The sequence below is a fragment of the Tropicibacter oceani genome (assembly GCF_029958925.1).
GTDB lineage: Bacteria > Pseudomonadota > Alphaproteobacteria > Rhodobacterales > Rhodobacteraceae > Pacificoceanicola > Pacificoceanicola oceani.
This window is the reverse complement of sequence record NZ_CP124616.1, coordinates 649955-673606: the sequence shown is the minus strand read 5'-3', so window position 1 is coordinate 673606 and position 23652 is coordinate 649955. Positions and strand designations below refer to the sequence as shown.

Here is a 23652-nt window from a genome sequence, read left to right as displayed (position 1 = left end):
TCCGCCAAAACAAAGGGAGATGACCATATGACACGCATCAGCAGACGCGGACTTTTGACCACGGGCGCTGCCGCCGGTGTGCTGGCGGCCTCGGGGCTGCCGCTTCGGGCGCAGGCAAAACGCGGTGGCCGGCTGCGCGCTGGCCTGTCTGGGGCCAACACCTCGGACAGCTGGGATGGCCGCACGCATTCCGACCTGTTCATGATCGCTTCGGCGCAGGGCACGGTGTTCGACAGCCTGACCGAGGTCAAGGCAGACGGTTCGCTGACCGGCGAACTGGCCGAAAGCTGGGAGGCCTCGGCAGACGCCAAAACCTGGACCTTCAACCTGCGTCAGGGCGTTTCCTTCCACAACGGCAAGGCCTTTGGCGCGGACGACGTGATCGAATCGCTTCAGATGCACGTTGCAGAAGGCTCGAAATCTGCGGCCCAGCCGATTGTCGAAGCCATCACCGAAATGAAGAAGATCACCGAACATCAGGTGCAGTTCACGCTTGCCGCTGGCAACGCCGACTTCCCCTACCTGATGTCCGATTACCACCTGCTGATCTATCCCGCGGGCCAGATCGAAGAAGCGATCGCCAAGGGCATCGGTACGGGCCTTTATGCCGTCACCTCGTTCGAGCCGGGTGTGCGCATGACCGCCAAGCGCGTCGACAGCCACTACAAGGGCACCGATGCGGGTCACTTCGACGAAGTGGAATATATCGCGATCAACGACAACACCGCCCGGATGAACGCGCTGATGACCGGTCAGGTCGACGCCATCAACCGGATCGACTTCAAGACCGAGGCGCTGCTGAAGGCAAACCCGATGGTCCGCATCCAGGAAGTGACGGGCAACCAGCAGTATACCTTCCCGATGCTGACGAACGTGGCGCCCTTTGACGATGTGAACATCCGCCGCGCGCTGAAGTTCGCGATCAACCGTCAGGAAATGGTCGACAAGATCCTGCTCGGCCATGGCCGTGTCGGCAATGACACCCCGATCGGCCCCGCCAACCAGTACTTTGCCGCCGACATGGAGCAGACCGCCTATGATCCGGACAAGGCCAAGTTCTACCTGAAAGAGGCCGGGCTGGATTCGCTCGACATCGACCTGTCCGCCTCGAACGCGGCCTTCGAAGGCGCGGTTGATGCGGCGCAGCTGTACCAGGCGTCGGCCAAATCCGCGGGCATCAACATCAACGTGGTGCAGGAACCGGCGGATGGCTACTGGTCCAACGTCTGGCTGAAAAAGCCGTTCTGCGCCTGCTACTGGTCCGGTCGCGCCACCGAAGACTGGATGTTCGCAACCGCCTACGAAGAAGGCGTGCCGTGGAATGATACCCAGTGGGGCCGCGAAGACAGCGAGCGTTTCCAGGATCTTCTGGTTGTTGCCCGCGCCGAACTGGACAGCGGCAAGCGCCGCGAAATGTACGGCGAGATGCAGCAGATTCTGCGCGACGATGGCGGCGTGGTGCTGCCGATGTTCGCCAACTACGTGCAGGCCGTCAGCAACAAGGTCGCCAACCCGGACACGGTGGGCAACCTTTGGCAGATGGACAACGCCCGTATGGCCGAACGGTGGTGGATGGCCTGAGCCAACCTGACTTGAAACCAAAAACGCCCCGCAGAATTTGCGGGGCGTTGTTGTTTTGACGGACCCGGGTGGACCCCGCCCTTACAGAAGCGTGTCGTAATCCGACACCAGCAGATGCAGAGGCTCTTCGTCTTCTTCGACATTGGCAAAGCGGCCGATGGGCTTGGCAAAGATATTGTCGGTCACATCGTCGTTGACGGTCGACACTTCACCGATCAGTACATCGCCGCGCTCGCCCCAAAAGGCATGCCAGGTGTCAGGGTACAGCGTCACGGATTCACCGGGCTTCAGCTTCAACAGCCCGCCGCCATCGATACGGCGAACCAGCCCGTCGCACATGACCTCGACCTTGGCTTCGTGGTCGATTTCACCCTTGGTGTCCGCCTTGTACAGCTTCAGCACAAGATCGCCGCCACCGCGGTTGATGATGTCCTCGACCTTGATGTCGTGCCGGTGCATCGGGCTCAGCTGGTCCTCGCGCGAGATCATGATCTTTTCAGCGTAAAGCATCGCCGACTTCCGCCCCAGATCCTTGTTCAGGCCATTGCGGGTGGTGAACAGGAACAGACCCATCTCGTCAAAATTGCCATCGCCATAATCGGTAATGTCCCAACCCATCCGGCGTTCCTTGATCTGCGCATGCGGGGCATTTCGCAACTCGCCGGGGGTGAAATAGGCAAAGGGCGGAAGAGAATAGCCGTGGCTGCGGATAAAGGCATCGGATTCTCGGATGATCTGGTTGATACGGGAACGTTTCATGGCATGTACCTGTCTGATGTTTGCGCAACCATATCAAGGATCAGCGCAAGTGGTAGAGGACGGATGCCTCCGGCGGCAGTATTTTTGACCAAGAAGAAGACCAGACCAATGCTCTTCTTCTTGGCGGAAATACTCCGGGGGTCTGGGGGCTGGCCCCCAGTCGGCACCTACAAAACGTAGCGGCTCAGGTCGGTGGAGCGGGTCAGTTCGCCCAGGTACTTTTCAACAAAGTCGGCATCCACCGTGACACTTTCCCCTGCCTTGTCGGGCGCGTTGAAGCTGAGCTCTTCGAAGACCCGTTCCAGAACGGTGTACAGACGGCGCGCACCGATATTTTCGACCGATTGATTCACCTCGGCGGCGATCTTGGCCAGCGCGGCAATGCCTTCTGACGTGAAGGACACGGTGACGTTTTCAGTGGCCATCAGCGCCGTGTATTGCAGCGTCAGGGCGTTGTCGGTTTCCGTAAGGATGCGGACAAAGTCGTCTTCGGTCAGGGGGCGCAGGTTCACCCGAATTGGCAGGCGGCCCTGCAATTCGGGCAACAGATCCGACGGTTTCGCGATGTGGAAAGCGCCCGAGGCGATGAACAGGATATGGTCGGTTTTCACCGGTCCGTATTTGGTGCTGACGGTCGTGCCTTCGATCAGCGGTAGCAGATCGCGCTGGACGCCTTCGCGGGACACGTCTCCGCCGCGGGATTCCTTGCGCGTGGCGACCTTGTCGATCTCGTCCAGAAAGACGATTCCATTCTGCTCGACTGCGTCGACGGCGGCCAGTTTGACCTGTTCGTCATCCAGCAGTTTGTCGGCCTCTTCGGAGATCAGGACTTCGTAGCTTTGGGCGACGGTCATCTTTTTACGGATGGTGCGCCCGCCAAAGGCTTTGCCGAAAAGATCGCCCAGGTTCATCATGCCCATCTGGCCGGCGCCGGGTTGGCCGGGAATGTCCATCATCGGCAAGGGCGACGCGGTGTCGGCGACTTCGAGTTCGATTTCCGTATCGTCCAGTTCGCCGGACTTCAGCTTTTTGCGGAACATTTCGCGCGTACCTTCGCGGGCGTCTGTCCCTGCGATGGCGGTGATCACGCGTTCTTCGGCAGCGTGATGGGCGCGGGCCTTGACGTCTTCGCGCATCTGTTCGCGGGTCATCAGGATGGCTGCATCCACAAGATCGCGCACGATCTGTTCGACATCACGCCCGACATAGCCAACCTCGGTGAACTTGGTTGCCTCGACCTTGATAAAGGGCGCCTTGGCCAGTTTGGCGAGTCGGCGGCTGATCTCGGTCTTGCCGACGCCGGTGGGGCCGATCATCAGGATGTTCTTGGGATAGACCTCGTCGCGCAGATCATCGGACAGCTGCTTGCGCCGCCAGCGGTTGCGCAGGGCCACGGCAACGGCGCGCTTGGCCTCTTGCTGGCCGATGATGAAACGATCGAGTTCCGAGACGATTTCGCGGGGGGTAAGGTCGGTCATGGGGGGCACATATATCCGTGGCTGTCATTTTCCAAGTCGCGCGGACCGGGATTTTTACTCGCCCAAAAGGCGAATTTGCGGTACATTGAACATTCTCAGGCATTTCACCCCAAGTCTTTCACCAATCTTTTCAGTCACAACAGGAGATTACCATGTCCAAAGGATATGCCGCATTCAAGACCCTCGCCCGCGACGAATATTGCAGCGCAAAAGAGTACAAGAACCACGACGGGGCCGCAGACTGGGCCTCCCGCGCGCTGACGCATCTGGGGATCGCAGCCAACCAGATGAGCGGCAAGGTACGCTACCCGCTGGACAGTCAGCCCAGCGGGGCAACCGAGCTTGACGTCTAGCTGGCCTTGATGGTTTCGACGGTAAGGTTGCCGTTGGTGTAAACGCAGATGTCGGCGGCGATGGCCATGGCGTCCCGCGCCACGGCTTCGGCGTCCTTGTCGCTGTCCATCATGGCGCGCGCTGCGGCCAGTGCAAAATTGCCTCCTGATCCGATGGCGGCAACGTCATGTTCGGGTTCCAGTACATCGCCTGCGCCGGTGATGATGTAGAGATCGCGCCCGTCGGTGACGATCAGCATCGCTTCGAGTTTTTGCAGGTACTTGTCGGTGCGCCAGTCCTTGGCCAGTTCGACCGAGGCGCGCTGCAACTGGCCGGGCGTTGCCTCGAGCTTGGCTTCGAGACGTTCCAGCAGGGTAAAGGCATCGGCGGTCGAACCGGCGAAACCGCAGACCACGTCGTAGCCGCCCGGGGACAGGCGACGCACCTTGCGGGCTGTGCCCTTGATCACGGTCTGTCCAAGGCTGACCTGTCCGTCGCCGGCGACGACGACCTTGCCGCCCTTGCGCACGCCGATGATCGTGGTGCCATGCCAGCCGGGGAAATCTGTGTCGCTCATGGTCTGCCTCCTTTGGTTCCTGCCGATATGGGGGATTTGAGTATTTTTGCCAAGAAGAAGCCGGGAAAAGAAAAAGGCCCCGCCGGGAAGGCGAGGCCCTGATTGCACCGGCAGGCCGGTTCAGATCGAGTCGTCGATCCAGCCCTTGAGCGCGGCCTTGGGGGCAGCGCCGGCGCGGTTGGACACGACCTGGCCGTCCTTGAAGATGAACAGCGCGGGGATGCCGCGCACGCCCATGGCGGCGGCGGCGTTGGGGTTCTGGTCAACGTCGACCTTGGCGATCTTGACCTTGCCATCATATTCAGCGGCCAGCTCTTCGAGGGCCGGACCGATCTGCTTGCAGGGGCCGCACCATTCGGCCCAGAAGTCCACGACAACGGGGACATCGGAATTCTTGACTTCGGCGTCAAAGGTGGCGTCGGTAACGGCAACAGTGGCCATGGGTCTTCTCCTATCGAAAATGGGGGCAGCTGTGTTGAGGCCGGAAGGTATGGAGCCGCCGCCCGCCCGTCAAGGTGTTCACATCCGCCCGAGTGCCTGTGTCACAGTATCGTGCGGCAAGGGCATGTATTGCGCATTGATGGTCCAGATCAGCCCGGTTTCGATTTCACGGCCCGGATAGATCTGGCCGAGCGCGCGGGCATAGGCGCCCATCTGCCGCTTTAGACCTTCGGGGACGGCATCGGCGTTTGCGGGCAGGACCCGGTTGGATTTGAAATCGAGCACGGTGATCTTGTCGGGGGTGACAACCAGCCTGTCGATGATGCCGTGGATCCGGCCAATGCCTGGAAGGTCGGCTGCCACGGGCACTTCGGCCAGGGTGCCGGGCGCGAAGAACGGGGCAAGATCCGGCGCCTGAAGAACGCCCAGGCTTTCGCGCAAAAGCGGTTCTGCGCCTGGCCAAAACCCTTTTGCCGTCAGCAGGGCCTGGCCGGCAGATTCGCGGGTTTCGGCGGGCAGGGGGGCCAGCAGTTCCAGCAGTTCATGGATCAGGCTGCCGCGTTCCTTGGCAGCGCCTTCATCGTCGCCTTCGTCGCCGGGCAGCGCCTTGGGGCCGCCAAGGTCAGACGGGCTGACCGTCGCCGGGGGAATCTGCGGCAAAGGCGCGGCGCGGGTCAGGTGGCTGGGCAGGTCAGGCGACAAATCGGCCACGGTGGTGGGCCGGGTCATGTCAAGCGCCGACCAGTCGCCATGCCGGACGGTCAATCCCTTGCCCGAGCCCAGATCGCCAAAGTCGAACAGCGTCTCTTCGGCGCCAACGCCCTGCATGCCGCGCGCGACCTTGTCGTACCAGGCGGCGCCGCTTTTGCCTGTATCGCCTGATGCGGCCACGATCAGCCACTTTTCCGCCCGGGTCAGGCCGACGTACAGCAGGCGGTCGTGTTCGCGGGCCTCGGCATCCTTTGCGTCCTGGATCGCGGCGGCGTGGCGGGCGGGCAGGGCGTCACTGGTTTGTTTCCACAACAGCCCGCCCTGGTCGCGCAGCAGACTGGCGCGCAGAGTATCCCTGCGTTCGGCGCAATCGGGCATGATGACGATCGGAGCCTCGAGCCCCTTGGCGCCATGCACCGTCATCACGCGCAGCGTCTTGCCGGCGCTTTCGGCGGCGCGCTTGATTTCAAGGTTGTCCGCTTCGGCCCATTGCAGAAAGCCGGTCAGCGACGGGATGTCGCTGCGTTCATAGGCCAGTGCCTGCACCAGCAGGGCGTTGATGCCATCCTCGGCCTCGGCGCCCAGGCGCCCGACCAGCAGCTGACGCCCTTTGTGCCGGGTTAGGATGCGTTCGATCAGATCGTAGGGCCGCAGGAAATCGGTCTGGTCGCGCAGGTCGTCGATCACCTGCATCACCGCCGGGAATTTTTCCCGGTTTTTGCGCAACGCCTCCCACAGGTATCTTTCGGTGCGCCGGTGGGCCAGGTCGAACAGCGCCTGTTCGCTGATCCCGAAAAGGGGCGAGCGCAGCGCCGTGGCCAGCGAAAGGTCGTCCTCGGGGGTCGACAGAAAGCTGAGCAGCGCCATGATATCCCGGACGGCCAATTCTGCCATGACCTTGAGCCGGTCCGCCCCGGCAATGGGCAGGCCCTTTTGCTTGCAGGCGCGGATGATTTCCGAAAACAACCGCGACCGCGCGCGCACGAGGATCAGGAAATCGCCGGCGTGGACGGGTCGGGCCTGATAGTCGCCGCTGTGCCCCTTTTCGATCGGCAGGGGGGTTTCCGCCTGGATGGTTCCGTGGATGAAATCCGCGATGCGTTTCGCCAGAATGACGGTGTGGTGCTGCACGCCGACCCGGTCGACCGGGTCGAACCACTCGGCGTCGACGTCTTCCTTGACGGTTTCCACGACGGGCCACAGATCGACGCGGCCGGGCATGCGATCCTTGAAGGCGCGGTGCTTTTGATCGGGGACAAAGCCCGACTCCTGCGCGTTGTCAAAGGTGCAGTCGACCAGCCGCAAGATGGGGTCGGCCGACCGAAAGGAATGCTCCAGTTCCATCGCGGCCAGCGGCGCATCCGTGTGCAGCAGACGTTCGCGGAATTCGTCGCGCATCCGGTCGAATTCGGCGGGATCGGCCCCCTGGAACGAATAGATTGACTGTTTCTTGTCCCCGACGACAAAGATCGTGCGCCGGGTGTCGGTCCGCGCGCCTTCGCCCGAGGTGAATTCCTGCGCCAGACGTTCGATCACCTGCCATTGCACCGGCGAGGTGTCCTGCGCTTCGTCCACCAGGATATGGTCAATCCCGCCGTCCAGTTTGTATAGAACCCAGGCCGCCACCTTGGGATCGTTCAGCAGGTCGCGGGCGCGGGTGATCAGATCGTCGAAATCAAGCCAGCCGCGGCGTTGTTTGGCCAGCTCGTAGGTGGGAATGAAGCGGGCGGCGAACCGGTGCAGGGCGATGTCGCGCTGGGCGGCAAGCAAGGCAAGGCGCGTCTGGCGCGCGTCTTCGACCCGCTGCATCAGCTGGGCAAAGGCTTCGGCCAGGTCAGGCGCGTTTTTCGTAAGCCCCTTGGACAGCAGGCGTTTGCTGACGGTTCCGGCCTTGGTCAGAACGGCGGCCTCTAGCGCGGTCAGGCCTGCGGGATCGGCGGCGATACCTGCCTCAAGCGCGTCGGCAAGGGCGTTGTCATAGACGCCGCTGGCCCGCAAATGGGGGATGATCTGCTGAAACAGAGCCTGTTCGCTGCCCAGAAAGACCTGCGCCGGCAGGGTGTCCAGGGTCAGCCCCTCGGCCAGGCCATAGGCGGCGTGGATCGCCGCATCAGACGGGGCCAGGGCAAAGGCATCGCGGTGCCGGGTCAGTTCCGCCAGCAGGCTTTCGGCATCGTCGCCGGAAATATAGGGCGCAATCGCCTGCACCAGATGGGCGTCCGGCCCTTCGGCGATCTGATCCAGAATCTCGGCCCGCAGCAATTCGCCGGACCGATCGACCATTTCCTGGAACTGCGGGCTGACCTTCGCCTCAAGAGGAAAGCGGCGCAGCAACGAAGCGCAGAAGGAATGGATGGTCTGAATGCGCAAACCGCCGGGGGTTTCGATGGCCCGGGCAAACAATGTGCGGGCCTGACGCAGGAAATCGTCATCCAGCGCGGTTTCCACCCCCAGCGTGCGCAGCTCGGCCCGCAGGGCTTGGCCGTCCAGCATCGCCCAGGCGCCAAGGCGGCGGAACAGGCGGTTCTGCATCTCGCTTGCGGCGGCCTTGGTATAGGTCAGGCACAGGATGTGCTCGGGCAGGACACCTTCGAGCAGCAGGCGCGCGACGCGGTCGGTCAGCACGCGGGTCTTGCCCGACCCGGCGTTCGCGGCCAGCCAGGTCGAGTTTCCGGGCGCGGCGGCATCGACCTGCCGCTGGGTTGCCAGATCGCGGGTCATGTCAGCACCTCGGGGTCGGCCGGGTCGGTCACGTCCCATTCGCCCAAGCGCGACAGGTGGTCGAATTCGGCGAAATCACTGTCCGACATCAGGGCGCGCCTTGCGGAAAACCCTTTGGCCGGGTCCAGGTAGGCGGCGATCAAAAGCGCCAGTTCTTCCCAGACCTTGTCGGGCGGGCTTTCGTCCAGGGGGGCAGGCACCTCTTTGAGGTCGCCGGGTTTGAGCGCGATGAACAGCGCGCGTTCGACGTGGCGCGGGGCAAGGTCCTTGAAGGCACCCTTTTCGACCATCGCGGCCTCTAGCAGCAGTTGCTTGTCGAACTGCTTTTGTTGCGGGCCGGTCGGGGCCGAGCCGGTCTTGTAATCATAGATATGGGCGCCTCCACGGTCGTCGATGTCGATCCGGTCGGCCTGTCCGGTCAGGGTGAACCCAAGCGCCGGGATCACCGCCTTGCCGCGCACTTCGAAATGCGCGGGATGGGCCAGCGCCTGCCGTTCCGCTTCGGTCGCCACGAACCAGCCCGAAATGGCCCGCATCCGTTCGGTCCATAGCGCCCGGATGGTGGGAAAGGGTACCTGTTCGGCATCGCCTACCAATTCGGCGGTCTTCTGCATCAGGGTTTCGACGGTCAGGTTGGCGGGGTCGTCCTGCGTGGCTTTCACAAAGTTCTCAAGCACCGAATGGACCAGCACGCCGCGCATCAGGGCATCGGGCGCGCGCATCAGTGGATCAAGGGCGCGCAGTCGCAAAATGCGCCGGACGTAGATCGCGTAGGGGTCGCGCACCAGTTTCTTGATGTCGGTCACCGGCAGTTCGCGCGGGCGTGCCTCGGCCGGGGGGGCGGGCGACGGACGCCGCGCCGGCGCGGTCGTCAGCGGTTGTTCCGATGCACGCGCAAGGGCCAGCCAATGCGCGCCCTTCGCCTTCATTGTCGCCAGCGCTTCGGGGCCATGGCGATCGGACAGGCCGGTCATCAGGTTCACGGTACGGTTCAGCCAGCGTGACGGAACGGTTTCCGCGTCGTCGGATTTCAGCGCCCGGGTGAACCAGACCTCTGGCGCGGCGGCGGCCTGCTGGAAGTCATGCGCAGACAGGCCGATGCGCCGTTCGGGCAACAACAGACCCACATCGGCGCGCATCTTACGGTTCAGCCAGGGATCGGCCCCGGGCATTTCGGGCCAGCTGCCTTCGTTCAATCCGGCCAGGATCAGCAGGTCGGCGTCCATCACCCGCGCTTCGAGCGTACCCCAGATCAGAATGTGTGGATGGCCTTCGTCGCGGTTGCGCACCTCTTCGGCGGCCAGGATCGCGCCGAACAGGTCGGCATAGTCGCGCGCATCCAGCGGGCTTCCATGCTCGGCCTCGGCGGCCAGGCCTGACACGATTTCCTGCAGCTTGCGGCCGGCGTTCTCTTGCCACAGGCCGCCTGACCCATCGGTCGCCGCTCCGGCGGCGATGCGTTCGGCCAGCGCCACGTGCCGATCAATCCAATCCGCCAGGGCCGGTTCGCCCGCTTCGCGCTGATCGCAGAAGGTTTCGGCGACCCAGGCGCCCCATTGCGGGCAATCATGCGCCTGCGCCCAGGCTTGCACCGCCTCGGCCCCCGGAAAAGGAAGCCCCTTTTTGCGGATGTGCAGTTCAAGATCGCGCGTATGGATCAGGTGCGGGCCGCGTTCCGCCCCCGAATGGGTCAGCGGATGTTTCAGCAGCGTCAGCAACGCCTCGGCGGACAGGTCCTTGGTGAACAGTTCGGCGACATGGCGCAGGAACCGCCCCGGAGGCGTCAGTTGCGCCGGTATTCCGGCGCTGTCATCGGGCGTGATGCCCCAGCGATCCAGCGCCGAGGTCACCTGCCGGGTCAGCATCCGGTCCGGTGTGATCAGCGCGGCGCGGGTGCCGGTTTCGGCAGCGTCGCGCAGGCGCAGGGCGATGGCCATGGCCTCGTCGCGGGTGGTCGGGGCCTCAAGCAGGGTGACATCGGCGCAGGCCTGCCGCAGGTCGGGCAGGTTCGGGCCTTCGCTCATCCATTGGTGGGTCACCGGGGCGGGGCGCAGCGCCAGCGACAACAGCTGCCCGCGCGCCGGGCTGGGCGGCAGGGCCCCGGTCCAGCGCGCCACGTCGTCCTTGGTCAGGCCCAGTTCGGCCAGCAGGCGGGCAAAGCGGAATTGCGGATGATCCTCGCCCTTCATCGGGTCGCCCAGCCGATCCCAGACCGTGTCCGGCATGTCGAAATCGAAACCGGGCAGGACGACAGCGCCCCTTGGCAGCCGCGCGACGGCGCGCATGAAAGCCGCCGTCGTCCCGCGCGACCCGGTCGATCCGGCAACGATGATCGGATGCTGGGGTGGCGCGATTTCCCAGCGATTCAGCCTTTGTTCCAGGGCAAGCCGCGCGTGCGATTGGCGGTCGGGTTCGGCGCCTTCGTCAAAGAACGGCTGCACGGCGTTGAAAAAGGTCAAAGCCCGCGCCCAATGCCCCGATTGGTCCGAGATATCCAGCTGCGCGACCTTTTCGGGCGGCACGTCTTCGCTGTGCATTTCCTCCATCAGGCCCACCAGGCTGTCGGCCAGGTCATACAGCGCCGAGCGCGGGGCAAGGTCGGGCTGTGCCTCGATCAGGCGCGCGACCAGGCCGACCATCTCAAGCCGGCGGCGCAGGGGCGGAACCGGTTGCGGCAGCTGCGCGCGTGTCAGCGGATCGGCCAGATCGGTGACCAGGCGTATTCTTGGCAACAGGGTCGCCGGGCCCTGGTCGAACAGGCTGCGCAACCGGCGCGCCATGCGTTCGGTGTTCACGTACAGCTCGACCTCGGCCATGGCTTCGGGCGGGCCGTCGATGCGGGCGCGTAGTCCGTCCAGCAGTTCGCGGGCGAAATCCACCCCCGGGGGCAGGGCGAATATGTTGGGCTTAGCCATCCCGCAAAACCCCTTCGGCCAGGGCGATCCCGTCCGGGTGGCCGACGTCGCACCATTTGCCGGGATAGGTCAGCCCGTTCAGGCGATCGTCCTGGGCCATGCGGTTCCACAGCAGGTTCAGGGAAAAGGCGGGCTGGGTCATGTCGTGCAACAGGTCGGTCTTGACGATCTGCGCGCCGGTATACACCAGGTCGCCCTGCCGGATCAGCCGTCCGCTGGGGTGCAGGGTAAAGTCCCCCGGGGCATTGCGCCCGACCGCCTGGGCAATCGGAACGCAAAGCAAAAGCGCATCCATCTTGCCGGGGTCCCAGGCCGCTTGCAGCAGGTCCAGCGGGTTCGGGCCGTTCCAGATGGCATCCGTGTTCAGCGTGAACACCGGCGCATCCCCCAAAAGCGGCAAGGCATGGCGCAGGCCGCCCCCGGTATCAAGGATCTCGGGGGTTTCGACGCTGACGGTGACATCGCGGCCTTGCAGGTGACCCAGGATCTGATCGGCGTGGTAATGCGCGTTGACGACCCGGGTGGACAGGCCCCGGGTCAGGTCCAGCGCATGATCCAGCAGCGGCCGTCCGGCGACCTCGATCAGCGGTTTGGGGCGGTCCTTTGTCAGGGCGCCCATGCGTGTTCCGAACCCGGCGGCGAAAAGCATTACGGCGTCGGGCATGGGGTTCTCAGTCTTGCAAGGTGGGGTTCATCGGGCTTTGGCAGGGCATCGGCCAGCAGATCGCGCAGCGGGGCAAGCGCCGGGTGCCGCAGGTCTGATTGCAGGTGGCGCCAGACCCGGGGGATCAGGTCGATGTAGTGCGGTTTGCCGCGCGTGGCTGCAAGCCGGGCAAAGACGCCCAGAATGCGCAGGTTGCGCTGGGCGCCCAGCACCGCCAACGAGGCGCGAAACCCGTCTTCGGGCAGGCCGGTTGCGGCGATATAGTGCCTGATGCAGGCCTCGGCGGTTTGCGGATCAACGTCGCGGCGGGCGTCCTCGATCAGCGACACCAGGTCATAGGCGCGGTGCCCTTCCATTGCGTCCTGGAAATCCAGCAGGCCGGCCTGGGCGGCGCCGTGCCGGTCGGGCAAAAAGAGGATGTTTTCGGCGTGATAGTCACGCAAGACCATGACATCGGCGGGCAGGGCGTGTTGCTGCAGGATCGGCAGGAACGCCGCGATGGCGGCGGGTTTGGCTGACTGGGCCTGCGTGTACCAGTCAAAGGCCAGATCGATCATTCCGGCCAGACGTTCGGGCGTGGCCTTTGGCAGGCCAGGTGCCGCGGGGTGGGCGTGCAGTTCGACCAAGGCCTGAGTTGCGCATAGATAGAGCCGCTTTTCGTCGCCTCCCTGCTGGGCAAGCCGTGCAATCAGGCCGTCGCCCAGATCTTCGAGCAGCAGCAGGCCGTGTTCGGCATTTTCGGCCAGAACCTGCGGAGCGCTGAGCCCAAGCGCGCCAAGGTGTCGTGCAAGGCGGGCGAACAACGCCACGTCGCCTTCAGGGTCTTCCATTAGGATGGCCCGGTCTGCGCCCCGCACCAGCCGGGTATAGCGCCGCGCCGAAGCATCGCCAGCCAAAGGTAGCGCATCGGCCCCGGCCCAGCCCGCCGCTTGCAGGAAATCGGTCATGCCACCAGGCCTTTCAGAACGGTGTCCCATCGCGGCGTGTGCCACGTCAGGGTCAGATTGCGCGCATCGTCCTGCGGGCCAGCGTCAAAACCAAGCCAAAGCGCGGTTTCCGGGGTCAGATCCTGCAATTTGTCGGGCCATTCCACAAGGCAGATGGCCGTTTCAAAAGCATCGGTGAGGCCCAGTTCGACACAATCGTCAGGGCCGGACAGGCGGTACAGATCGCTGTGCCACAGTTCGCCCTGCCGGGTGTCGTACACCTGGACAAGGGTAAAGGTGGGGGACGGAATGTCTTCGTCCTCAAGCAGCACGGAACGGATAAGGCAGCGCGCGAAATGCGTCTTGCCCGCGCCGATGCCGCCGGTCAGCAGGATCACGTCGCCAGCGCGCAGCAGCGGACCCAGGCGGGCCGCCAGTGCACAGGTGTCTTCGGGTGAGGTCAGGGTGGTCGTGATTTGCCGATCGGTCATGGCCCGAAGATACCGCCGGACCCGGCCGCTGCAAGCCCGTTCAGCCAGTCGCGACCTTGCTGCTGGGCGGGGCTAGCCGGGCGCGTGACGCGGGCAGGTTGGAAAACCGCACCATCGTCGCGCCAGCGGACACCGGTTCGATCCAGCACTGCAGTTCGTCGCCATCGCGAAGCGTCAGGTTCGCGCTCCAGGCCGCGCGGTCCTGCATGGTCAGCACGTATTCGCGCAGTTCGGACCAGATCGGGCTGGGGTCGCAGGCATCTTTCCATTCATTCGTCGCATCGACGATGGTCAGTTCGGAAAAGGCGCTGTCGGGGTCGCAGCTCCAGAGTTTGCGATATGCCGAGTTGCTGAAGGTCAGCACGCCCAGCCGGGAAAAGACGGCGACGGCATCGTGGAAACAGTCGATGACGGATTGCGTCAGTTCCAGCTCGGAGCGAAAGCGCCGGGTCAGCGAAATCTCGGCGCTGATGTCCTCCAGCAAAAAGGCCACGGCGCCGTCGGGATGCGGGCGACCGGAAATCTTGTAGGTCAGGCCCGAGGCCAGGCTCCAGGTTTCGCAATAGCGGTCATCGCGCGCGGCGGTGATCACATCGGTCAGCTGTTCGCGCCAGGTCGCATAGTTCTTGGGTTCCGGCATCATCCGCGTTTCGCGCATGTGGTCGAAAAAGCTGAGCAGGTTGGGCCGGGCCGACAGGAAATTGACCGGCAGTCGCGTCAGATCGACCAGGGCGGGGTTGAACAGGACAAGCCGCCTGTCGCGGTCAAAGACGGCCAGTCCGATCGGCAGATGGGCAAAGGTCTTGGCCAGCGTCTGGACAAAGTTGCGCTGGGCCAGTTCCGCTTCGATCAGGGCGTCGATATCGGTGGCGAAATGCACGCTTCCTTCGGGGGTCTTGCGCGATGTCACCTCGAACCAGCGGGTGGTGCCATTCGACATTTCAACCCGGACCCGGCTGCTGTTGGCATCAGAAAGCCCCGCCTGCCCCATGTCGAAAAGAGGTTTGTCGCTGTCCTGGTTGCCTATGGCCGCCAGCAACACATCGAAGGCCGCGTTTTTCCAAATGACCTGATCGTCGTGGTCGGTGGTCCAGATCGGGTTGGGGGCCACGTCAAAGGCGGTGCTAAGCTGTTCCAGCTGGTCGCCGCGCACCAGGTACTGGTGCTGCGCGGCGGGGCCAAGGGGCGCCGCCTTGAGTGTTGCGCGTATCCTGCTGCCGTCGGGTGTGACGGTCAGTTCGGTCTGCGCGATGTCATGCGAGATCAGTGAAACCGGTTGGGTGGGCAGATCGACCGGCAAATCCGGGAACCGCGTGACCAGCGCCTCGTGCAGGTCGCGCCAAACCCCGCCATTGGCCACCGATGCCCCAAGGATCGCATGCGCATCAGCCGTGCAATCCAGCAAGGCCCCGCTGCGATCGAACAAAAAGACGGTTTCGCTAAGCCCAGCGGTTTCGACCGATCGCGGGCTGGAGGATCTGGTGATCCGGATGACCAGCCAGCCCAGGATCAAAAGCGCGACTCCGCTCAGGATTCCGATCCCTATTGCCCAATGGTCTTGCAATTCGATTTTCCCGCTTCGGTTGCGTTGGCGAAATTCCACCAAGCCAAAAAGTAGTTTACGAAATGTTAAGTTTCAGAGCAACTGCGCCGGATTTCCGTGGGCTCATTGCGAGAAAGGTACATTTTCCCCCAGTGCGGTTCCGGGCTGCGCTGCCTCGGCGACGATCTTGTTGCGCGGCCAGACGACTTCGACCACGGCGCCGCAGCGATCACCCTGACGGTGAAGCCCGGTTGCCGGGTCGGACCCATTGGCAAAGCTCAGCTCGGCCCCGCTGCGTTCCAGCAGGGTTTTGGCGATGAACAGACCCAGCCCCATGCCTTCGTATTCCGGGCGCGCCTTGCGGTCGGCTTCGCTGCGCCGTTTGCGCACAAAGGGATCACCGATGCGCCCGATCAGGTGCAGCGGAAAGCCGCGCCCGTCGTCGATGATCCGAATGGAAATGACGTCATCGGTCCAGATCGCTTCGACCCAGACGGTGCTTTGTGCGAAATCGACGGCGTTCTGCACCAGGTTGCGCAATCCGTGGATCACTTCGGGGCGGCGCAGGACCTGGGGCTGGCCGAATTCGCCGCCGGGGCCGGGCCCGTCCTCGATGACGATCTGTTTGCCGCGGTCCTGATGCGGTTCGGCTGCCTCGCGGATCACCTCGATCAGGGGGGCAAAGCGCATGTGCAGGTCGTCCTTGCCGGCCCGTCCCATGGAGCGGAGGATATCGCGGCAACGGTCCGCCTGTTCACGGATCAGCAGGGCGTCTTCTTGCAGGTCGGGCCGATCATCCAGATCATCGGCCAGCTCGGAGGAGGCCAGCTTGATCGTCGCCAGCGGCGTGCCCAGTTCATGCGCGGCGGCCGCAACGACGCCGCCAAGGTCGTTCAGTTTCTGCGCACGGGCCAGCGCCATCTGGGTCGCGGCCAGCGCGTCGGACATCGAATTCATCTCGCGCGTGATGCGGCGTGAATAGACCGAGATGAAGACAAGGGCGATGCTGATCGCGGTCCATTGGCCAAAGACAAAGACATCCGGAATGCGCAGGATGAACCCTTCCTGGGTGCGCAGGGGCAGGTGGTAAAATACCATGCCTGACACCAGGACAAAGCCCGTCACGCCCAGGATCACCGTCGACCGCAAGGTCAGGACCGAGGCCGAAACCGTCACCGGCCCCAGCACCAACAGCGAAAACGGATTGTGCAGCCCGCCCGTCAGGTACAGCAGGAAACACAGTTGCAGCAGGTCGAACATGACCATCAGGAAATTCTCGGTTTCCGACAGCCGCTTGTTTTCCGGAAAGACAAAGATCGCCACCAGGTTGCCGACGATGGACACCCCGACCGCCAGGTAACAAAGCCCCAGTTCCAGTTGCAGGTTGTACATCCGCTGCGCGACGGTGATCGCGATCAACTGGCCGACAATGGCGAACCAGCGCAACAGGATCATCGTCCGAAGGCGAATCCAGTTGCTGCGTTGGTATTCGCCGAAAAGGCCGATTTCACTATTCGCCATCTGCGCCCATTCGTCACTTGCGGGGATCGTGTGGATTGTTACCTGTCAGGCAAGTCTTCGCAATGGGAGAGCCTGAAAATGAGACGTCTTGCCTTTTTGTCCGCCAGTGTTGCCATCGTTGGCCTGATGGGGGGTGTCTGGTACGCGACCATGGGTGCGAAAGGCGGCGATCAGTTCGCCCAGTGCCGCAGCACCGCCATTGCCGGGGGCAGTGGTCAGATCGGTGGCCCCCTGACGCTGGTCAACAAGGATGGCGAAACCGTCACCGATGCCGATTTCATCACCGAACCGACCCTGCTGTATTTCGGCTATACCTTCTGCCCCGATGTCTGTCCGCTGGACACGGTGCGCAATGCCGATGCGGTCGATGTTCTGGCTGACCGGGGGTATTCCGTGACGCCGGTCTTTGTGACGATCGACCCCAACCGCGACACGCCGCAGGCGGTGGGCGATTTCGCCGCCAACATTCACGAAAAGATGATCGGCCTGACCGGCAGCGAAGAGCAGATCAAGGCCGCCAGCCAGACCTATCGCACCTATTACAAACGCCAGCCCGGCGAGGATGATTATTACCTGGTCGACCACTCGACCTTTACCTATCTGGTCCTGCCGGATCACGGCTTTGTCGAATATTTCCGCCGCGAGGTTTCCCCCGACGAGATGGCAACCAAGGTGGCGTGTTTTGTCGATGCGTCGTAACCGACAAAGCACGCTGCCAAAACCCTTTTCCTCAATGGTTTGACCACCACCCATCGCGCCGCTAATACTCATCTTTACACGGGCGAACGGGCCGGGAGGATGGGCTTTGGCAGAACGCGACATCGATGAACTCGGTGAAGACAAGACGCTGCTTCTTGTTGACGACGATGAGGCTTTTCTAAAGCGCCTGGCGAAGGCCATGGAAAAACGCGGCTTTGAGGTTGAAACCGCCGGATCGGTGGCTGGCGGCAGGGCCATCGCAACAGCGCGCCCACCGGCCTATGCGGTTGTCGATCTGCGGCTCGAGGACGGTAACGGGCTGGATGTGGTCGAACTGCTGCGCGAAAAGCGTCCGGACAGCCGGATCGTGGTTCTGACGGGCTATGGCGCGATTGCCACGGCCGTGGCCGCGGTCAAGATCGGGGCAACGGACTATCTGTCCAAGCCCGCCGATGCGACGGATATCACCAATGCCTTGCTGGCCAAGGGCGATGACCTGCCGCCGCCGCCGGAAAACCCGATGAGCGCGGATCGCGTGCGGTGGGAACATATCCAGCGCGTTTACGAACTGTGCGACCGGAACGTGTCGGAAACGGCACGGCGGTTGAACATGCACCGCCGCACCCTGCAACGCATTCTGGCCAAGCGCAGCCCGCGCTAGGCCCATTGGCGTCGGCGCTTAGCCCGCCGTGACGTTCAGGCGGGCCTTGGCGCTTTCGGCAACGCTTTGAATCCGGGTCATTGATGCCAGATACCACGACAGACCGGTCTGGCCGTTGTCCTGCGCCTGTTCGAACATCTTGCGGGCCTTGGCGGCCTGCGCGGCACTCAGGGTCAGCGCCTCGGCCACGGCAGCGCGGGTTTGCTGCATGGCGGTGACGCGGGTGTTGTATTCCTGATCCGAAACCAGTCCCGCCGCGTGCTCTTTTTGCAGATGGAGCAGTTCCGCGCTTTGCTGTTTCAGCATCAAGGTCACGCCCTGATCGACACGCTCAAGCTTTTCGTGGCTTTGGGCGAGGCTGGCGGTGACGCGTTCCAGGTCGATGGGATCAGCGCCTTTTCCAAGCCCGCGCAAGCCGCCGATGGTGCGCCCCAACAGTTGGGTTTCCGAACAATCGGCCATCGTCGGATCGGACAGCACAGCCGAGCATTCGCCCCTGGCTGTGCCGCCCTTGGCCGAACGCATCAGCGCGCGCAAGGAATCCTCGAGCGCGATGGCCTCTTCTGTCAAAAGCACCTCTTGCGCCGAGGTTTGCGCGACCGGTTCGATCAGGAACGAGGTGCCCAACATGAAGGACGTGTCGTTGCGCGATGTCGTCATCAATCGAGGCGCCTGACCGCAACCGGTCAGGACAAAGGTCAAAGCTGTGATCAAAATGATTTTGCTGGGGGACATTGGGAACCTCTGGAACGAAACAATTGTCGTTCTCGATAGGGGACCAATGCGGCAAGAATTGGGCGCTTTGTTTCCAGGCGCGCACCGGCAAAACTCCGGTCAAACCTGTGGCAGTTTCCCCACGGTCACCCTGACCCGGATCAAAGCGCGACCATCAAGGCGGCATGCCGGGCGGTAAAATCGCGCCGCACCTGCAACGGCGGGCGCAGCAGGATTTGCAGGTCTGCGATCAGGTCAAGATCGGGGGCGCCAAAGAACTTGTCGGCCTCGGCCCGGGAAAACCCGGCGATCTGCACCGCCTCCATCCAGGCGCTGATCCGATCCGCCTGCTTGATCTGTTTCTTCAACTTGGCGGGGGTCATCGCGGGCAGGCCAAACCGGATGTGGATGGCCGAGGTCAACCGTTTGTCCAGGTCTTCATAGCCCGGGCCAACGGCGGCCTTGACCGGGGAAATCATGTCTCCGATCACGTATTCCGGCGCATCGTGCAGCAGCGCGGTCAAGCGGTCGGCCACCGTCGCCCTGGGGCACATGCGGCCAAAGATCTCTTCGACCAGCAGCGAATGTTCGGCCACCGAATAGGCGTAATCGCCGTGCGTCTGCCCGTTCCAGCGCGCAACAAAGGCCAGCCCGTGGGCGATGTCCTCGATCTCGATATCCACCGGGGTCGGGTCCAGCAGGTCCAGCCGACGACCGGACAACATGCGCTGCCATGCGCGTGGTTGTTTCGCCATGACAGCCCCCTAACGTTCCGAAAGGTAAAAAGCGTTGCGTTCCATGCCGCCGCAATACCGATAGCCCAGATCCCCGAAGTGTTCGTTCAGGAAATCCAGATACATGTTCCGCATCCATTTCCTGTCGGCTTCCAGAACGATCATCGGGCGACAGTCCTGAATGATCCGCTGCGCCCCAAGCAGGGCAGCCTTTTCATGGCCTTCGACATCCAGGTGCAGCACGGAAACCTTGCGGCCCTTGTCGACCAACGTATCCAGCGGCACGACGTCAACCTCGATGGTTTCGCCGTCGCCTGCGTTCTCGACGATCTTGGCGCGGGCGGCGGTGGCGCTGCCCCCCTGGCGCGCCAGTTGCAGATGCAGCTTGGCCGGCGCTTCGCCCACGGCAACCGGCGCAAGATCGACATTTGTCAGCCCGTTCAGCGCAATGGTTGCCTGCGCGGCGGCAAAGCTCAGCGGGTTCGGCTCGAAGCTGATCAGGCGGGCACCGGGGGCCAGGGCGCTGCCGAGTGCCGGAAAGAAATCCCCGATAAAGGCGCCGCCGGTCACGATGTCGCCATCGCCCACCCGGCGCCGCATCAGTTTCAGCGTATTGGGTTCGTAAACCCCGCCGTGGGCCAGGATTTTCGGTATCTCGCGCTTGGCGTATTCATCCGGAACACAGTAGAACCCATACTCATTGACAAAGGTGCGATGCTTGAAGTCCATTCCACGGCGTCCATGTTACCCGACGTGGTCCTGCATATGGCAACGGGGCTTGTTGTCAATCGGACCACCCTTTGTTAACGGAGCACGTCTTATACGTGTGGCATCAGGAGCAAGGCGCATCATGACCCAAGATTACATTGTGAAGGACATTTCGCTGGCAGAGTTCGGTCGCAAGGAGCTGGACATTGCCGAAACCGAAATGCCCGGCCTGATGGCCCTGCGCGAAGAGTACGGCGAAGAGCAGCCCTTGAAGGGCGCGCGGATCGTCGGCTCGCTGCACATGACGATCCAGACCGCGGTTCTGATCGAAACGCTGGTGGCGCTGGGTGCGGACGTGCGCTGGGCCTCGTGCAACATCTTCTCGACGCAGGATCACGCGGCGGCGGCGATTGCCGCGGCGGGGGTTCCCGTCTTTGCGATCAAGGGCCAGACCCTGACCGAGCATTGGGATTACCTCGACAAATCCTTCATGTTCCCCGAGGGCGCGAACATGATCCTGGACGATGGCGGCGATGCCACGCTCTACGTCCTTCTGGGCGCCCGCGTCGAAGCGGGAGAAACCGGGTTGATCGACGTCCCAACCTCGGAAGAGGAAGAGGTGATCTTCAAGCAGATCAAGAAGCGCATGGCCGAAACTCCCGGCTGGTTCACCAAGACGCGCGATGCGATCCTTGGCGTGTCCGAGGAAACCACCACCGGCGTGCACCGTCTGTACGAATTGCAAAAGAACGGGCAACTGCCTTTCCCCGCGATAAACGTCAACGACAGCGTCACCAAGTCGAAGTTCGACAACAAATACGGCTGCAAGGAATCGCTGGTTGACGGCATCCGCCGCGCCACCGACACCATGATGGCCGGCAAGGTCGCCGTGGTCTGCGGCTATGGCGATGTGGGCAAGGGCTCGGCCGCGTCGCTGCGCGGTGCCGGTGCCCGCGTCAAGGTGACCGAGGCCGATCCCATCTGCGCGCTTCAGGCCGCGATGGACGGGTTCGAGGTGGTCCTGCTGGAAGATGTGGTCGACAGCGCCGACATCTTCATCACCACCACCGGCAACAAGGACGTGATCCGGATCGAGCATATGCGCGCGATGAAGGACATGGCCATCGTCGGCAACATCGGCCACTTTGACAACGAAATCCAGGTTGCCAACCTGCGCAACCACAAGTGGACGAACATCAAGGACCAGGTCGACATGATCGAGATGCCCTCGGGCGCGCGGATCATCCTGTTGTCCGAAGGCCGGTTGTTGAACCTGGGCAATGCCACGGGCCATCCGTCTTTTGTCATGTCCGCCAGCTTTACCAACCAGGTTCTGGCGCAGATCGAACTGTTCAAGAACGGCGACAACTACAAGAACGGCGTCTACATCCTGCCCAAGCATCTGGACGAAAAGGTCGCCCGCCTGCACCTTGGCCGGATCGGCGTCAAGCTGACCCAGCTGTCGCCCGAGCAGGCCGCCTATATCGGCGTTTCGCCGGACGGCCCCTTCAAGCCCGAGCATTACCGCTATTGATCGGATGACGGTCCCTAAGTGATCCAAAGCCCTCTTTCGAAAGAAAGGGGGCTTTGTTTTTTGCGGGCTGCGTTCAGGGCGGCCAAAGCTGCGCCTTGGTGGTTTCTGTCCTTTGTCGCGACGTTGCCCCGCAGTTTTTCCCCTAGATTTACGCGCCGGGCTTGTCCAAGGTATCCGTGATTTATTGACCCGATCAAATTCCGAGGGAGAGTGGAACATGGGAAAACGTGACGACCTGATCGCGAAATACGCCGAAGACCTGAAGACCAAATGCGGGATGGAGCCGGACATGGCGCTGCTGACCAAGGTCACCATCGGCTGCGGCCCGGCGATCTACAACGCCGATGCCTCGACCGTCGCGGGCAGCCAGGAATCCGAGCTGGAAACCGTCAAGGAAAACTTCCTGATGAAAAAGTTGGGCCTGAAAGACGGCCCCGAGCTGATGGACGCGATCAACAGTGTGATCGAAACCTATGGCCGCTCGGAGCGCAACAAATACCGCGCGGTGGTCTATTACATGCTGACCAAGCATTTCGGCAAAGAGTCCGTCTACGGCTAAGCCAAGGTTTATCCATGATTAAAGGCCCCTGCTTCGCGGGGGCCTTTTCAATTGCAAAGCAAATCGAATTGCTTGGACTCGATGATTGCCACGCAGCCCTGTTTTCGGTTAGCTGATGTTCAAGCAGGCCAGAAAGGCCGGTTCTTTGATCAATTCACGTGTGGTGCGTAGGGAGCACGTGGGGTGACGGGGGTACCGACCATCTGGCTGGTACCCCCGTTTTATTTTGCGCGGTGACGTCTCAGAAAATCGTCAGAACCAGACCCATGATGGCACAGGCCAGCGTGGCATAGCCGCCGTCGATCAGGGTCAGTTTCCAGGGCCGCATGGAATAGACGTTGTTCAGCCCGATCCAGGGCGTGATGAAGAAAAGCCCGATACCAAGCCCTGCCACGATGCCTTCGCCAAGGGTGTCGATCCCGGCTAGCGAAAAGACATGGCGCATCATGCCCGCCACGACCAGCTGCAGGAAAAAACCGATGATGAAGGGCGCGGGGTTGTTGCCCCCCTCGGGCTTGCCATCGGGTCCGACAGGGATGCCCGTTGCCTCCAGCCACGGCTTGGACAGTTTCATGTACCAGACGGCCCCGGCCGCAAAGGCCGCGACGGTGGCAAGGATGACTTGGACGATTTCCATGGCGATGCCTCCTGTTTGCGCGAACATCCTGCCCAAAGCCGGCGCGTCTGGCTAGCCTTGCAATCCGGCCATGTCGCAGATGATCCGCCATTCCGCGTCTGTCACTGGCTGGACGGACAGGCGCGAACTCTTGACCAGCACCATGTCGGCCAGTCTTGGGTCGGCCTTGATGTCATCCAGCGTGACGGGGGTCTTGGCGGTCTCGACCGCCTTGATGTCCACGCAGTCCCAGCGCGCGTCGTCGGTGCTGCTGTCGGGGTGCGCCTCGGCGATCACCTCGACCACGCCGACAACCACGCGTTCTTTCTGGGAATGGTAGAAAAAGCCGCGATCGCCGACTTTCATTTCGCGCATGAAGTTGCGGGCCTGGTAGTTGCGCACGCCGTCCCATTCTTCGCCCGCGTCGCCCTTGGCCAGCTGGTCGTCCCAGCCCCAGGTCGAGGGTTCGGATTTGAACAGCCAGTATCTCATCCGCCGATCACCCGTTTCCACGCGGTCAGGGTGACGCTGTCGAACAGCCCGGCCTTGGCATAGGGGTCATTGTCCGCCCAATCCTGCGCGGCGGCCATGTCGGCGACATCCAGGATCACAAGGCTGCCGCACATTTCACCCGCGCCGTCCAGCAAAGGCCCGGCCTGGTTCACGACACCAGTTGCCTTGATATAGGCAAGGTGGGCATCGCGGTTGTCCTTGCGCGTTTGCAGCGCGCCTTTCTTGTCGTGGGCGATCAGGGCGATAAGCATGG

23 protein-coding genes are annotated in these 23652 nt (G+C 62.8%); 6 read left to right on the top strand and 17 right to left on the bottom strand.

The genetic code is table 11. The annotated features are described in order from the left end of the window. The first annotated feature begins 27 nt into the window (after positions 1–27). Positions 28–1581, top strand: a complete 1554-nt coding sequence (locus QF118_RS03165; protein WP_282301202.1) for an ABC transporter substrate-binding protein — start codon at positions 28–30, stop codon at positions 1579–1581. A gap of 81 nt (positions 1582–1662) precedes the next feature. Here the strand turns inward: QF118_RS03165 and QF118_RS03160 are convergent, their stop codons facing one another. Further along, a complete protein-coding gene (locus QF118_RS03160) occupies positions 1663–2340 on the bottom strand; it encodes a D-lyxose/D-mannose family sugar isomerase (protein ID WP_282301201.1) in 678 nt (225 codons plus the stop codon). A gap of 167 nt (positions 2341–2507) precedes the next feature. After that, entirely contained in the window at positions 2508–3818 is a 1311-nt protein-coding gene (gene hslU / locus QF118_RS03155; RefSeq protein ID WP_282301200.1) for an ATP-dependent protease ATPase subunit HslU, read from the bottom strand. Positions 3819–3970: 152 nt separating this feature from the next. Here hslU and QF118_RS03150 point away from each other — a divergent pair, with 152 nt between their 5' ends. Beyond that, positions 3971–4171 carry a hypothetical protein gene (locus tag QF118_RS03150; protein ID WP_282301199.1) on the top strand — a complete coding sequence of 67 codons (201 nt, stop codon included), beginning with the start codon at positions 3971–3973 and terminating at the stop codon, positions 4169–4171. Here the strand turns inward: QF118_RS03150 and hslV are convergent. The 9 genes from hslV to regB form a co-directional block, all read right to left on the bottom strand. Next, positions 4168–4728: an ATP-dependent protease subunit HslV gene (hslV, locus tag QF118_RS03145; RefSeq protein ID WP_282301198.1), complete on the bottom strand. Its 561-nt coding sequence runs from the start codon at positions 4726–4728 to the stop codon at positions 4168–4170. The genes QF118_RS03150 and hslV overlap by 4 nt on opposite strands. Before the next feature lie 120 nt (positions 4729–4848). After that, positions 4849–5169, bottom strand: coding sequence for a thioredoxin (gene trxA / locus QF118_RS03140; protein ID WP_282301197.1), 321 nt, complete (start codon positions 5167–5169; stop codon positions 4849–4851). A 78-nt stretch (positions 5170–5247) separates the two neighbouring features. Then, positions 5248–8601 carry a double-strand break repair helicase AddA gene (gene addA / locus QF118_RS03135; RefSeq protein WP_282301196.1) on the bottom strand — a complete coding sequence of 1118 codons (3354 nt, stop codon included), beginning with the start codon at positions 8599–8601 and terminating at the stop codon, positions 5248–5250. Continuing rightward, positions 8598–11516: a double-strand break repair protein AddB gene (gene addB, locus QF118_RS03130; protein WP_282301195.1), complete on the bottom strand. Its 2919-nt coding sequence runs from the start codon at positions 11514–11516 to the stop codon at positions 8598–8600. Before addB ends, addA begins: the two co-directional genes overlap by 4 nt. Beyond that, positions 11509–12180 carry a nucleotidyltransferase family protein gene (locus QF118_RS03125; protein WP_282301194.1) on the bottom strand — a complete coding sequence of 224 codons (672 nt, stop codon included), beginning with the start codon at positions 12178–12180 and terminating at the stop codon, positions 11509–11511. The genes addB and QF118_RS03125 overlap by 8 nt, the downstream gene beginning before the upstream one ends. Next, a complete protein-coding gene (locus QF118_RS03120; protein WP_282301193.1) occupies positions 12165–13127 on the bottom strand; it encodes an aminoglycoside phosphotransferase family protein in 963 nt (320 codons plus the stop codon). The genes QF118_RS03125 and QF118_RS03120 overlap by 16 nt, the downstream gene beginning before the upstream one ends. Continuing rightward, positions 13124–13597, bottom strand: a complete 474-nt coding sequence (tsaE, locus tag QF118_RS03115) for a tRNA (adenosine(37)-N6)-threonylcarbamoyltransferase complex ATPase subunit type 1 TsaE (protein ID WP_282301192.1) — start codon at positions 13595–13597, stop codon at positions 13124–13126. Before tsaE ends, QF118_RS03120 begins: the two co-directional genes overlap by 4 nt. A 40-nt stretch (positions 13598–13637) precedes the next feature. Next, a complete protein-coding gene (locus QF118_RS03110; protein ID WP_282301191.1) occupies positions 13638–15161 on the bottom strand; it encodes a PAS-domain containing protein in 1524 nt (507 codons plus the stop codon). 102 nt (positions 15162–15263) lie between these two features. Then, entirely contained in the window at positions 15264–16661 is a 1398-nt protein-coding gene (gene regB / locus QF118_RS03105) for a sensor histidine kinase RegB (RefSeq protein ID WP_282301190.1), read from the bottom strand. Between the two features lie 78 nt (positions 16662–16739). Between regB and QF118_RS03100 the strand changes: the two genes are divergently transcribed. Next, entirely contained in the window at positions 16740–17360 is a 621-nt protein-coding gene (locus tag QF118_RS03100) for an SCO family protein (RefSeq protein ID WP_282301189.1), read from the top strand. A 106-nt stretch (positions 17361–17466) separates the two neighbouring features. Next, positions 17467–18021, top strand: a complete 555-nt coding sequence (locus tag QF118_RS03095; protein WP_282301188.1) for an ActR/PrrA/RegA family redox response regulator transcription factor — start codon at positions 17467–17469, stop codon at positions 18019–18021. 18 nt (positions 18022–18039) lie between these two features. Here QF118_RS03095 and QF118_RS03090 read toward each other — a convergent pair whose 3' ends face one another. From QF118_RS03090 to QF118_RS03080, 3 genes are all read right to left on the bottom strand, one after another. After that, on the bottom strand, positions 18040–18681 hold the full coding sequence (locus QF118_RS03090) for a hypothetical protein (RefSeq protein WP_282301187.1): 642 nt from the start codon (positions 18679–18681) through the stop codon (positions 18040–18042). Positions 18682–18896: 215 nt separating this feature from the next. After that, a complete protein-coding gene (locus QF118_RS03085) occupies positions 18897–19490 on the bottom strand; it encodes an HD domain-containing protein (protein WP_282301186.1) in 594 nt (197 codons plus the stop codon). A gap of 9 nt (positions 19491–19499) precedes the next feature. After that, the gene (locus QF118_RS03080) at positions 19500–20198 is read right to left on the bottom strand and encodes an FkbM family methyltransferase (RefSeq protein ID WP_282301185.1); all 699 of its coding nucleotides are present in this window, start codon (positions 20196–20198) and stop codon (positions 19500–19502) included. Positions 20199–20319: 121 nt separating this feature from the next. On the opposite strand from QF118_RS03080, the gene ahcY reads away from it, so the two are divergent. Together ahcY and QF118_RS03070 are read left to right on the top strand one after the other, a co-directional pair. Next, positions 20320–21711, top strand: a complete 1392-nt coding sequence (gene ahcY, locus QF118_RS03075; protein ID WP_282301184.1) for an adenosylhomocysteinase — start codon at positions 20320–20322, stop codon at positions 21709–21711. A 217-nt stretch (positions 21712–21928) separates the two neighbouring features. After that, positions 21929–22270 carry a DUF2853 family protein gene (locus QF118_RS03070; protein WP_282301183.1) on the top strand — a complete coding sequence of 114 codons (342 nt, stop codon included), beginning with the start codon at positions 21929–21931 and terminating at the stop codon, positions 22268–22270. Positions 22271–22511: 241 nt separating this feature from the next. Here QF118_RS03070 and QF118_RS03065 read toward each other — a convergent pair whose 3' ends face one another. From QF118_RS03065 to QF118_RS03055, 3 genes are read right to left on the bottom strand one after another with little or no spacing between them, the layout of a single operon-like run. Then, entirely contained in the window at positions 22512–22907 is a 396-nt protein-coding gene (locus QF118_RS03065; RefSeq protein WP_282301182.1) for a DUF1761 domain-containing protein, read from the bottom strand. A 51-nt stretch (positions 22908–22958) separates the two neighbouring features. Continuing rightward, entirely contained in the window at positions 22959–23378 is a 420-nt protein-coding gene (locus tag QF118_RS03060; protein WP_282301181.1) for an EVE domain-containing protein, read from the bottom strand. Next, the gene (locus QF118_RS03055; protein ID WP_282301180.1) at positions 23375–23650 is read right to left on the bottom strand and encodes a YciI family protein; all 276 of its coding nucleotides are present in this window, start codon (positions 23648–23650) and stop codon (positions 23375–23377) included. The genes QF118_RS03060 and QF118_RS03055 overlap by 4 nt, the downstream gene beginning before the upstream one ends. Positions 23651–23652: the final 2 nt, after the last annotated feature.